Raw genomic sequence first — 13,464 nt, forward strand, 5'->3', positions numbered from 1 at the left:
CAGATTTTCGCAGCATGAGCCACCAAATAAAAAAATTCTCATAAAACAGTTGACCAATTAGTCAGGTTTTAGCAGAATGGTAATTATAAATCACACGTATTACGACCAAAACTATACTGCCATGTCATTTTGCGGCTCAACTATTAGTATTTCCTCAAAAAATACGTTCTGTATCGTCAATTTATCATGATTAGAAAGCTAGCAACTTAAATACGCACTGTGGGTTTGCTTAAATAACAATGCAAACGTCGAAAAACTAAAAAATGAACCATAAAAACATCGATTGCTATCGCTAAGTCTAAGCAAAAAACCACCATGTATAAACCTTTATTAAACAATAGTTATCCAGTCCACATAATGGGCTGTCATATCAACAAAAAGGATATCACCATGAGCTTAACCTTAGCGCAATTTAATAATTTGTCTCAGGAAGTAGCTATTGCTCAGCTTTTAATCTGCTGTACCAGTAGCGTTTGGGCAAATAAAATTGCCAATGCGCGTCCTTTTGCAGATTTCGATGCGCTCTTAGCGAATAGCGACGCTATCTGGGATGAGGTACAAACCAATGAGGCCAACTTGCTAGAAGCATTTGATGGACATCCACAAATCGGTAATGTGGCTTCTTTAAAAGAGAAATATCGCAATACACAAGATAGCGCCGCACATGAGCAGTCTGGCGCTAACGATGCGGCAGACGATGTACTCGAAGCGCTCGCTAAAGGCAATCAAGATTATCTTGATAAATTTGGTTTCATTTTTATTGTCTTTGCAACCGGCAAAAGCGCACAGCAAATGCTCGATTTGCTCTTGGCGCGCCTGCCAAACGACCGTGCCACAGAGCTGGCCAATGCCGCCGCAGAGCAAAATAAAATCACACGTTTACGTCTAAGCAAACTATTAGGTAATGCTTAGATGATCAACAGCTATCAAACCACATTATTACTATCGATGTTTGTCCGACGTTCTACTTATCAAATACGCTAGCATCATTACTCTATTTACGTCTTTACTAAATACAAAGGAAGCCTTATGTCTGCCACCTTATCGTCACATATCTTAGACACTCATTTGGGCACGCCTGCTGCTGATATCGCCGTCCGCCTACACCGCGTACCAGACAGCGGAGACACGATACTGCTTGCGCATGGGACGACCAATCACGATGGCCGCGTGACACCAGATGCTTGGCAGTTTGAGTCAAGCATTGATGACACTGAGCGTCAGCTAGATACGGGGCGCTATACCGTGACGTTTGATACTCAGGCATATTTTGATGCCCAGCAGCTGACGGCATTCTATCCGCAGGTAGTCATCGACTTTGTGATAAAAGACGCAAGCCACTATCACGTGCCATTACTTCTGAGTGCGCATGGTTATAGTACCTACCGCGGATCATAACTGACCCTTATTATCAAAAAACTGTGAGCGAAAATCGTTATCCGCTCATAGCCATTTTATTTAGACATTGTCATATTAAAGGACACTTACCGCATGGGCGCCTATCTTCTCGAATGGTTGAGTTTATTTTTTCGCTGGTTTCATGTTATCGCAGGGGTGGCATGGATTGGTGCATCGTTTTATTTTGTGTGGCTGGATCTGAGCCTACGCAAGCCGCCACAGTGGAAAGCAGACAAAGGCATCTCAGGTGATCTGTGGGCCGTCCATGGCGGCGGGTTTTATGAGATTGCCAAATACAAGCTCGAACCAGAGGAGATGCCAAAAACGCTACATTGGTTTAAGTGGGAAGCTTACACGACTTGGCTGACGGGCGCGGCGATGATGTCTATCGTCTATTATGCCAATGCAACTGCCTATCTGATCGATCCAAGCAAAGTGCCTTTTACCAGTATCGGTGCCATTGCGACAAGCTTGCTGTTTTTATTTGGTAGTTACTTTATTTACGAAGTCATTGTGCGCAGTCATTTGGGCAAAAACGCCTTTATCTTTAGTACCCTGATTTTTATCTTGTTGGTTATCGCGAGTTGGGGTTCTTATCAGCTGTTTAGTGATCGCGCCTCGTTCATCCATATCGGGGCGATTTTGGGCACGGTGATGGTCGGTAACGTATTCTTCGGTATTATGCCAGCGCAGCGCGCACTCGTAGACTGTGTGCGGCGCGGCGAAAAACCGGGCAAAGAAGTCGCTGAATTGGCACTGCAAGCCAAAAACCGCTCACTGATGAATAACTACTTTACCCTGCCACTCATCTTTACCATGATTAGCAACCACTATCCGATGATGTATGCTCATGAAAAAGGTTGGTTGGTATTGGTCTTCGTCGGCGTTATCACTGCAACGGCACGTCATTATTTTAACCAAAAACATTTGGGGCATAAAAAACCACGCTACTTGGTTATCCCAGCCATACTGACGGTATTATTGATTATTTGGATGCGACCTGAACCAATTGATCCAGCGCCTGCAATGCCCGCTACTGCCGCAGTAACACCTACGACAACTAATAGCACCCCAACAGCTACAAGCGCGACTACTAATACTGATAACGTTAATAATAGCAGTGTTAGCAATAATGCCGCCACTGCTGCTGAAGCCGTACCAGTGAGCGCATCAGTAGATGACGCTATGATGGATGTTGTACATACACGCTGTAGCACTTGTCATGCAGTGCAGCCCACACAGCAAGGCTTTGCCGCACCGCCAGCAGGTATCATTTTGCAAACACCAGAAGATCTAAAAACACACAAAGCAAAAATCGTCACTGCGGTACAAACTGGCTATATGCCACTTGGTAATATCACTCAGTTAACAGATACAGAACGTCAGCAGCTTGTCGCATACGCATCATCCCTTTAGTTTGTTATCAATAGAAAACTTTCCTTGGCGAGCAATATTCAATTAAATATTTAAGGCTCTACGAGATATAGGAACATAAACAATGAGCAAAAAAATCATCAGTGATTTTGATCAAAATACATACCCACGCGACCTAAAAGGCTACGGTGGCAAGCCACCAAAAGCCAATTGGCCAGGCGGTGCAAAAATCGCCGTACAGTTTGTCTTGAATATCGAAGAAGGGGCAGAAAATAGCGTCATCCATGGCGATGGACAGTCCGAGCGCTTTTTGTCGGATATTTTGGGTACGCCCGAGTTTAACAACCGTCACCAGTCTATTGAGTCTGCATTTGAATACGGCAGCCGTGTTGGTGTGTGGCGGGTGTTGGATGTGTTTAAAGAGTACGGCGCTCCTATCACCACTTTTACTTGTGCTGCCGCTGCCGAAAAAACCCCGCATATTATCGAGCGCGTATTAGAAGACGGTCATGAGATTGCCAGTCACGGTCTACGCTGGATCACTTATCAATATATGTACCGCGAGACGGAACGTGAGCACATTCGCCGTGCAACCAACATATTTGAGCGCATGCTCGGCAAACAGCCACTCGGCTGGTATACGGGACGCGATAGCCCAAACACACGTGAGCTGGTGGTCGAACAAGGTGGCTATCACTATGACTCTGACTCCTATGGCGATGAGCTGCCTTACTGGCTCAATGTCAAAGCCCAAGATGGCGATCTAATCACACGCAAGCCGCATTTGGTCATCCCTTATAGCTTAGAGACCAATGACATGCGCTTTTCTTCGAGTCCAGGGTTTACTCACGCCGAGCCATTTTATCAATACCTCAAAGACAGCTTTGACACCCTTTATGAAGAAGGCGCAGAAACCCCAAAAATGCTGACCATCGGTTTGCATTGCCGTATTATCGGACGGGCAGGACGTATCAAGGCATTAAAGCAATTTTTGCAATACATCACCAATAAGCCTGACGTGTGGATATGCCGCCGTGATGAGATAGCGAAGCACTGGTACGACAACCATCCAGCAACACCAGACAACACAGCCAACTGGATGTAGCTTTTGCCACGACAGCCACTACCACGGCTGTCAAGTAAGCCGCAGTGTGTCGAATAAATAAAACAAGCGGCACTCGATCAATTAAACCTAATATTAAGCAAAAGGAATCATAATGAGTCAAAACACCTCAGAAGTGGGACAAATCATCTCAGCAAATAATCTGCCTGAGAGCCTGCCAGCCTTTACTAAAAAATCTAACGTGGCTGACAGTCGCTTGGGTGCCAAAGCGCTATTTGCGACCGATGATTTTTTTGCGGATAAAAGCCGTATTCTAAACCCTGATGCGCCTATCTTTATTGTAGGTAAATTCGACGATAACGGTAAATGGATGGACGGCTGGGAGACGCGCCGTAAGCGTCATTTGGGCTATGATTATTTAGTCATTCAGCTGGCGCGTCCGACCAAAATCGCAGGTCTCGATATCGATACCAGTCATTTTACGGGTAACTTCCCCTCTTCTGCCAGTGTCGATAGCTTATACGCGCCAGAGCTACTACAGCAAGATGAAACTGAGCTTACTAGTCTCAGTAAAAAAGACTGGGACAGTAAAAACTGGCAGCCCCTTGTTGGCATGACCCCACTACAGGGCAATCACCATGAGTTTATCGAAACTGATAACGAGCAAACGGTCACACATATCCGTTTGAATATTTACCCAGATGGCGGCGTGGCTCGACTGCGTGTCTATGGTGATATCCAACTTGATGCCAGCCTAAACAATCAAGGTGAAATGCTCGACTTGGCAGGCGCGTTAAATGGCGGTCGTGCAATCGCCAGTAACGACGCACATTTCGGTGAAGCTAGCAACTTACTGTTACCGACCAAAGCGCCCAATATGGGGGATGGCTGGGAGACGCGTCGCCGCCGTGAGCCAGGCAATGACTGGTGCATTATTGCCTTAGGGCAAGCAGGTATCGTGGATTCTATCGAAATCGATACCGCTCATTTTAAAGGCAACTACCCTAATAAAGTATCCATTCAAGCCGTCTACTCGCCAAATACCCCAGAGCAAACCTTGGTCACTCAAAGTATGTTTTGGGATACGTTGCTTGAGCCTCAGAAAACCAATGCGGATGATGTCCATACCTTTGGTAACGACAAGCTCCTGATAGACCAGCCTATCACGCACATTCGCGTCAATATCTTCCCCGATGGTGGTATCAGCCGCGTGCGCGTGTTTGGCAAGGTGGCAGATCAGGCGGGTACTAAATAATGAGCGTCATCCTAACGGCTCAGCCTCTGACCAAAGCCGACTTTGCCCCTTACGGCTCGGTTATCGAGCGCTATAGTGAGGAGGAGCAAACCGCTGACAACACTTACGAGATCAATAATGGCTATGCGGTTCGCCATCATGCGCTTGCTGCAAGTCAGCTTGAGGGTGGCACTGTCGGTATGAGTATCTTTCGAGCCAAAAAACGTGAGAATCCGATTGCGCTGTCCGTCATGGAGTATCATCCGTTTGGCACGCAAGCATTTGTCTCGATGGAAGGTCAGGACTATGTCGTCGTCGTTGCCAAAGCAGGCACGCCGCCGCAGTCGCCTGATGATCTGGCCGTGTTTTATGCCAAGTCGCATCAAGGCGTACAGTATGCTGCCAACGTCTGGCATCATCCCTTATTGGCGCTTGGACGCGACAGTGACTTTTTGGTGATTGATCGTATCAATGGCGAAGGTAACAACTGCCATGAGATAGACATTACGGACTGGGATGTGCTTATTGAGTTAGAAGACGTCAGTTAGAAAATGCCAGTTAGGAAAAAAGCCGCCAAGCTATCTCATAAGCACAGACAAAAAAGCACAGAACAAAAGATACAGAGCAATCAAAGCCCCGTTTATGATATATAAATGGGGCTTTTTTGTGACTCATGTTTTTCGCCAGTTCATCAGGCCGTAGATTTTCGATAGCGGCTCTGACCGGCAATTATCGTCTGCTCAATCACTCTATCATCACCCAGCATCATCAGCACAAATAACTGCTCTTCAAGGGTTTTGGTCTGCGCCATACGTCGCTCTAACAGTGCTGTGGCCTTCATATCAATCACGACAAAGTCCGCTTCTTTATTGGGCATAAAGTTACCAATCTTATCATCTAATAGTAGCGACTGTGCATTGCCCAAAGTGATCTGATACAACCCTTGGTGTGCTGATAATTGATTACTTTGTAGTTGCTGGACTTTGTACGCCTCTGATAACGTCGTGAGCATCGACAAGCTCGTGCCTGCTCCAACATCAGTGGCGATACTAACACCGGTATAACTTAACGTCTTGGGTAAATCGAACAGCCCACTACCCAAAAACAGATTGGACGTTGGACAATGTGATATTTGCGTACCAGTCGCGCGTAGACGCTCGTATTCTAGTGTCTCAAGATAGATACCATGTGCCAAGGTGGTACGGCGGCCCAGTAATCCCATATCATCATAGACGTCGAGGTAGCCTTTATGATTGGGATACAGCTCCTGCACAAAAGCCACCTCATCACGGTTTTCTGCCAGATGCGTTTGCAAATACACACTGTCATGGCTGGCATACAATTCACCTGCCAGACGTAATTGTGTAGGGCTCGACGTAATCGCAAAGCGCGGGGTAATGGCCACATGCTGACGCCCGCGCTCATGCCAATTATCAATGATGTTTTGAGTGTCACGGATACTTTGCTCAGCAGGCACACATAGCGGCTCAGGCGCATTTTGGTCCATCAAGACATTACCCGTGATCATACGCGTATTGAGCCTATGGCTTTCGGCAAAAAACGCCTCGGCAGATAACGGATGACTGGTCGCAAAAACCATCGCACTGGTCGTGCCATTGGCAAGTAGTTGGTTCAAAAAAAACTGCGCGGTATCATGCGCTATTTTTGGATCACCAAAGTTGGCTTCCGTCACAAAGGTATAATTATTGAGCCAGTCGAGCAGTTGCTCACCATAAGCGGCAATCATATCTACCTGCGGATAGTGCACATGCGTATCGATAAAACCCGGCATGATGAGTTTGTCGCGATAGTCGTGCACTTTAATTGCTGGCTTGCCCTCTGCATTGGCGTACTTTGGCAGTATGGTCTCACTATGACCGTATTCGACCACGCATCTTGTCACATCATCAACCACTAATGCACCGTCAGCAATATATTCAGGATAAATGCGCACGCCTGCAATTACTGGTAATAACGTTGCATTCTGATCAATATCTAACGCTTGTGAAAGATCAGAAGTTGCACGCTCAGTACGATCGTTTTCAGTCAGATAATGTAGCAGTCGAGCTTGATAAATATGTAGGGTCATTTGGTAGTCTCACAATGGCGTAGTAGTACTGAGCGTTTTAATTATTTAATGAAAAATGACACGGTTTCATGAAGTAATTAGTCCCTTCAAAGAGCAACCTGATGATAACGTTGTAAGAGCTGCGCTACGATAGACACGGCCACCGCCATCGGCTCTTTACCACCAATTGGTAATCCGATTGGCATGGTGAGCTGATTGACTAGTTGCTCACTATAGCCACGCTGAATCAAACGGTCTCTAAAACGCTTGGCTTTGGTGGATGAGGCAATACAGCCAATATAAGGTAATGAGATATCTGAGCGCTTACTATCAGCTGAGCAGATATCAGAAACAGTATCTAATGCTGCTCGCACCAGCTCAAAATCCACACTATGGTCATGCGTCATAACCAAAATAAAACGCTGACCACCCTGCTCGATAAATGGACGCACAAAATCGACAGGATCGTCATCGATATGCGGACGGATATGCACTGGTAGCTTATAAGAGGTTGGTTGGGTTAATGCTGTTTTGTTTGATTCTAATGGTCGTGCTTCAGCATTGTTATGTGATATTGAAGTGTGGCGGTTACAGTCTGTCTGATGTGCTTTATCAGTATTTGGCTTATTACTTAAGTAACGCTCAAACATCTCTGGGCGACTGTCTACCCAATCTACCTGACATGGCAATTCAGCAAGGATGGTCATAAGTGCTGAGGCTACATGACCTGCTCCAAATACCAGTACTGACATCGGCGGCGTCACATTAAAGCATTCGAACATAACAGTGACGCTACCACCGCAGCATTGGGCCAATTTCGCACCCAACGGGTAATGCTTAGTATAAACCGCGTCTCGGCGTACTGCTTTAGAAGTAGCTGACGCGCTTGTCTCATTAGCTTCAGAAACTTTTGGTTTGACTTGTTTGGATACCGTGGTGGATATCTCGCCACTTAATAGCTGACGAGCAGTAGTAATCACATCGTGCTCTAGACCACCGCCGCCCAGCGTATCTACGATACCATCCTGCGTGATAATCATCTTTGCCTGTAGTGCACGCGGGGCCGAGCCATTCACAGCCACGACCGTTGCCAACACATGAGCCATGCCGCGCTGCTGATATCGCGCTAGACCTTCATACCAGATAACTGGTGGAACCAATGACTCACTCACTGTGCGCAGGACCTCTTGCCCCTGCAACATTTGGGTGCTCTATCGCCTCTGGCTGCTCATCGGTCTGTTTGCCGGCTACCTCTTTTGGATCGATATCTTTGGCATGACGCACATCTTGCGGCATGACTTTGTCGTTATAGAGATCGCCCTTTTCTTCTATACCTTTAATAAGGCTATCCATCGTATCCTTGTCCGCCTTGATCTCTAGATCCCAAGACGAACCTTCCATACGCATAACTGCTTTTAATACGGCTTCTGGGGTCGCAGGCATGGTCAATTCTGGATTTTTTTGATAATTACCAAGGCTAGCCACCGCGTTATTGAGAGCGCACCAGACACTAGCTGCCAACATAAACGGCGGCTCACCAACGGCTTTAGAATTATAGATAGTTTGTTCTTCGTTTTTGCGATCGTATAGTTTCACATTCCACTGCTTAGGCAAGTCATGCGCCGTTGGAATTTTATAATTGGCAGGACTATCGGATGCAAGCTTTCCTTTATCATTCCAGATCAGCTCTTCTGCTGTGAGCCAGCCCATACCTTGCACAAAACCGCCCTCAATCTGACCGATGTCAATGGCAGGATTGATCGATTGCCCTGCATCGTGCAATACATCACAGCGCAGTACCTTATATTCCCCTGTCAGTGTATCAATCTCAACCTCAGCACAAGCTGCACCTAGCGCAAAGTAGAAAAACGGACGTCCCCATGCTTTGGAGCGATCATAAAATATCTTCGGCGTTTTATAGTAGCCAGTAGACGATAGGCTGATGCGGTTTTGATACGACAGCTGAATCATTTCAGCAAAGGTTAGTGTCTCTTTATCGCCGATATAGACATGGTTTTGTTCAAAGCGTATCTCTTCTTGTGCCACCTCAAAATGCTCAGCTGCAAATTCAACAATGCGCGCTTTGATGCTTAGACAGGCATTTTGCGCCGCTTTACCGTTAATATCAGTACCTGATGACGCGGCAGTTGGTGAGGTATTAGGTACTTTATCCGTACGTGTCGCTGATACTTTTACTGTATCTAGATCCACATCGAACTCATTGGCGACAATTTGGGCGATTTTAATATATAAACCCTGCCCCATCTCCGTACCACCGTGGTTGAGATGGATGCTGCCATCGGTATAAACGTGTACCAGCGCGCCCGCCTGATTGAGCGTCTGCACCGTAAATGAAATACCAAATTTTACGGGTGTTAACGCAAGACCCAAACGCTTGTCACTACCTTCAGCGGCGGCTTTTTGATTGAATTCTATAATTTGCTGACGGCGCTTGTCGTAATCGCAATCCGCTGCCAGTTTGGTCATGATGTTTGCTAAATCGAAATGCTCAATGGTCTGACCGTAATGGGTGCTTTGACCATCTTGATATAAGTTTGCTAAGCGCACTTGCAGCGGATCTTGCCCCAAGGTATAGGCAATATGGTCCATCATATATTCAGCGGTCATTAGCCCTTGTGGACCACCAAATCCTCGATAGGCCGTATTGGATACGGTATGCGTCTTACAGCGATGACCCGCCACACGAGCCGCTGGATAGTAATAGGCATTATCACAGTGGAACATCGCTCTATCGACGATGGCATCAGATAGGTCTGGCGCATAACCGCACAGACCAGCCAATTGCATATCGACGCCCAATATACGCCCAGACTTATCTAAGCCAACCTCATAACGATTGGCAAACTCATGACGTTTACCCGTCACGACCATATCATCCTGACGATCTAGACGCATACTGACAGGAGCGTTATGGCGCTTGGCAACGATACCGCACAGACACGCCCATGCCGCGGCTTGCGTTTCTTTACCACCAAAACCACCACCCATACGGCGTACGACTGTGTTTACCGCATGGAAGGGCAAATCCGTCACTTCGGCGACGAGCTGCTGCACTTCACTTGGATGCTGCGACGACGTGTACACTTCTAGTCCGCCATCATCACAAGGCACCACATACGACACTTGCCCTTCGAGATAAAAGTGCTCTTGCCCGCGCATATGAATATGACCTTCAATACGAATCGGTGCACTCTCAAGCGCCGTTGCCGCATCACCACGCTTCATAAAATGACTCGGACGCACAAATAACTCTTGCTCTAGCGCTTTATCAATACTAAGTACCGCTGGCAATGGCTCATATTCTACTACTGCCTTGGTGGCGGCTTTTTTGGCAGCGCGATGGCTGGTCGCCACCACCACAAATAGCGTCTGACCGACATACTCTGTAATGTCATTCACCATCAGTGGCTCACCATCAAACACGGCACCGATATCTGTCTGCGCCGGTAAATCTTTAAAACTTAAAACATCAACGACCTCATCAGCCTCTCTGACAGCACTCAAATCCATACTCAATATACGTGCATGAGCATGGCTGCTTTTACCCACTGCCAGATGTAGCGTGCCTTGTGGTTTGGTAATATCATCCACATAAGTTGCCGTACCCATCACATGGGTAATCGCACTGTCGTGTTTGGCTGACGTGCCAATCTTGTTTTTTGGCGGACGCACGCGGCGGATACTATAACTGTCAAATAAAGACGAATGATGGCTCATAGCAAATCTCTTCTATTAGTACGCATTTACTGATGCGCTTTTTTATTTCTGACAAATACACTCATGACGCAGTATTGATACTCAATTACGCTGACAGTCAAGCGCTCTCAGCCTGCATCTCTGCTACTAATTGTTTACCGCACTTCACCAGTAGACGCTGCACCACATGCATGCGATATTCGCGGCTGGCTCTGACATCCGTCATTGGTGTGACATCTGCAGATAACACCTGTGCTGCTTGCTCAAAACTTGCAACATCAGTAGCTTGACCAATAAGCGCTTGCTGACAGTGCACCGCAAGCAGTGGTATCGCTGCCATGCCACCGAGCCCAAGCTTTGCATTGTCGATAATTGCACCATCTGCTGACACATCAAGCCGCGCCGCAAGCAAGCACGCTGAGATATCATCTTCGTAGCGTTTGCTAATCTTATGGATAAATAAATGCTGATGATCTTGCATCAAAGGAATATGAATAGCGACAATATAACTGCCTGCTTGCAACTTGGTCTTTTTATAATCTAAGAAAAATGCTGATAACGGTATGATTTCATCCGTATAAACCGAATCACTACTATCTAAATCTTTACCTGACTCTTCACGATTAGGCGCGCAATGACGCAAATGAATTGACGCATCTAGTGCCAATAAAATCGGTGGCAAATCACCAATCGGGGATGCGTTGGCGATATTACCGCCGATGGTGCCCATATTACGAATTTGCGGAGAGGCAATGCGCTCAAACACTTGCGCAAAGCGTGGAAAATACTGCTCAAGCACAGGGAGCATTTGCTGATAGCTCATGCCAGCACCTAGCACTAGCGACTGACTTTGAGTTTGTTCGTCAGTCGATGTGTTGCTATTTGCATCTGATAGCGCCCAAGACTTTAGCGCCTCAATACCTGAGAGCTGAATAATGATCTCGTGATCAACCAAATGCTGGGTTACACTCAATCCCAAATCCGTACCACCTGCCCAGATCGTCGCCTGCGGATTAGCTGCTAATATTTGATTAAACTCGTCTAGTGACTTGGGTATATATAACCGTCGCCCAGCATCATTGAGTGCAGGGGCAATAGCTGTTGACTCTACATTGTCCGACTCGGCTTCAGCTGGCGCATTTGCAGATACTGCTGATTCCTTTGTACTACCCATCGCGTCTGTTGCGAGACTGATAGTCAAGTCTTTCATCACCGACTGCTCTGCCTCTCTTTTCTGACCGATTTCACTCATCAGTAGGCCTGCCTCGATAATCGGACGATAGCCTGTACAGCGACATAAATTGCCCGATATTGACGCAACCACTTCATCATAGCTCAACTGCTTAGCATCACTCTGACTTGCTGATTCTGAACTTGTCTGCATACGATTGTTTTCGTAAACGCAAGCCAGTGACATGACAAACCCAGGGGTACAAAAACCACACTGCGATCCGTGACACTCAACCATCGCCTGCTGTGCTGGATGCAGCAAAGCACGTTCTGGATGATGCTCAGGATTGTCCGCCAAGTAGGACGCTGTCATCAGGTGATGACCGTCCATCAGCGACAATAGCGTGATACAGGAGTTGATCGTATAGAATGGAGGCGTAGCATTTTTTTCGTTGCCATTTTCATCATTAAGCGTTTGCTGGATAGTGCTAGGCAGGCGTTGAGCCATTACCGTACAAGCACCGCAGTCACCACTGCCGCAGCCTTCCTTCGTATCCGTTTGGCCTTCATGCAATCGTAGATACTCAAGCACTGTCGTATTGGGGTTAAGCTGGGTTAGCTCATGGTATTTTCCATTGAGATAAAAACTAATCATAGCAAGGCTCGGCTAAAATAATGAAAGTGAGTATAAGACTGAGAAGCATTAGTGGTTTGAGTACGAAAGGTAAACGCTTAATCTATATTTTGCTGCAACCGCTCAAGTAAGTTTATCGGCAAGTACGTTTTTAGTTTTTAATATACTTACTATTTATTCTATGTCGCATTTGCAGGATGTCGATGAGTAGGATATCGCACACTCTTTTATAGCAAATAAATCGACCATAAATAGCAGTAATTATCAGGAGCTTTTGCCAAAAATTAGTACTGCTATATACCTGACTATTTGGTCAGCTTTCAACATATTATCACTATTCTTATTTATAACACAACCCATTCAAACATCTGTCGATACTGCTAAATGATTGACCCTCAAGCCGCTATCAATCCTAACAGCAGAGATAGTTTCTAAGACTCGTCATGTTAGTCATTGATATAGCTAATACAAACGCATAGTAGACAAGTTACGTCATGACTGAATAAATAATTTCTTTAAAAACAAAGCCAAGTCTTTGTACCTTTTTAAGGTTATATAACCGACCTGTTTTTATATATAATACCTAAAAGTAAACCTTACTTTTAACTGTCATCGCTTCTAACGATAGATAGACATACAAGATATATTATTGGGTAATATATCGTCTCTGAGATACCATTATGAAGTCACTTACCTCTATTTGTCTGCTGATAGCGTCGCTAATGCTGACTGGTTGTCAACATTTCCAATTTGTTGATAGCCCTATTCCTGTTAAGCCTGTACCGACTAATCTGGTTGCTCCATAA

General features: G+C 46.1%; 10 protein-coding genes. 6 read left to right on the forward strand and 4 right to left on the reverse strand.

All coding sequences use genetic code 11. The features are described 5' to 3' along the window. The first annotated feature begins 390 nt into the window (after positions 1–390). The 6 genes from uraD (at position 391) to B3V51_RS06605 (ending at position 5,617) form a co-directional block, all read left to right on the forward strand. Positions 391–912, forward strand: a complete 522-nt coding sequence (gene uraD, locus B3V51_RS06580; protein ID WP_093069023.1) for a 2-oxo-4-hydroxy-4-carboxy-5-ureidoimidazoline decarboxylase — start codon at positions 391–393, stop codon at positions 910–912. Positions 913–1,029: 117 nt separating this feature from the next. Further along, positions 1,030–1,398, forward strand: coding sequence for a hydroxyisourate hydrolase (gene uraH / locus B3V51_RS06585; protein ID WP_093069021.1), 369 nt, complete (start codon positions 1,030–1,032; stop codon positions 1,396–1,398). 93 nt (positions 1,399–1,491) lie between these two features. Then, positions 1,492–2,814, forward strand: a complete 1,323-nt coding sequence (locus B3V51_RS06590; protein ID WP_212563621.1) for a urate hydroxylase PuuD — start codon at positions 1,492–1,494, stop codon at positions 2,812–2,814. Positions 2,815–2,896: 82 nt separating this feature from the next. Then, on the forward strand, positions 2,897–3,877 hold the full coding sequence (gene puuE / locus B3V51_RS06595) for an allantoinase PuuE (protein ID WP_284719299.1): 981 nt from the start codon (positions 2,897–2,899) through the stop codon (positions 3,875–3,877). A gap of 112 nt (positions 3,878–3,989) precedes the next feature. After that, the gene (alc, locus tag B3V51_RS06600) at positions 3,990–5,090 is read left to right on the forward strand and encodes an allantoicase (protein ID WP_186474678.1); all 1,101 of its coding nucleotides are present in this window, start codon (positions 3,990–3,992) and stop codon (positions 5,088–5,090) included. After that, positions 5,090–5,617 (forward strand): ureidoglycolate lyase, encoded by a 528-nt coding sequence (locus B3V51_RS06605; protein WP_186474679.1) that lies wholly within the window; start codon positions 5,090–5,092, stop codon positions 5,615–5,617. Before alc ends, B3V51_RS06605 begins: the two co-directional genes overlap by 1 nt. 143 nt (positions 5,618–5,760) lie before the next feature. On the opposite strand, the gene guaD is transcribed toward B3V51_RS06605, so the two are convergent. The 4 genes from guaD to B3V51_RS06625 all read right to left on the reverse strand — a co-directional run bounded on the left by guaD (position 5,761) and on the right by B3V51_RS06625 (position 12,679). Further along, positions 5,761–7,158 (reverse strand): guanine deaminase, encoded by a 1,398-nt coding sequence (gene guaD / locus B3V51_RS06610; RefSeq protein ID WP_186474680.1) that lies wholly within the window; start codon positions 7,156–7,158, stop codon positions 5,761–5,763. Positions 7,159–7,244: 86 nt separating this feature from the next. Further along, positions 7,245–8,309 carry an XdhC family protein gene (locus B3V51_RS06615; RefSeq protein WP_186474681.1) on the reverse strand — a complete coding sequence of 355 codons (1,065 nt, stop codon included), beginning with the start codon at positions 8,307–8,309 and terminating at the stop codon, positions 7,245–7,247. Beyond that, entirely contained in the window at positions 8,302–10,875 is a 2,574-nt protein-coding gene (gene xdhB / locus B3V51_RS06620) for a xanthine dehydrogenase molybdopterin binding subunit (RefSeq protein ID WP_186474682.1), read from the reverse strand. Before xdhB ends, B3V51_RS06615 begins: the two co-directional genes overlap by 8 nt. Positions 10,876–10,972: 97 nt before the next feature. Continuing rightward, the gene (locus B3V51_RS06625; protein WP_286708143.1) at positions 10,973–12,679 is read right to left on the reverse strand and encodes a xanthine dehydrogenase small subunit; all 1,707 of its coding nucleotides are present in this window, start codon (positions 12,677–12,679) and stop codon (positions 10,973–10,975) included. Between the last annotated feature and the right edge of the window lie 785 nt (positions 12,680–13,464).

Origin of the sequence: Psychrobacter sp. UBA2514 (assembly GCF_002341255.1) — a bacterium.
In the GTDB taxonomy this organism is placed as follows: domain Bacteria; phylum Pseudomonadota; class Gammaproteobacteria; order Pseudomonadales; family Moraxellaceae; genus Psychrobacter; species Psychrobacter pacificensis.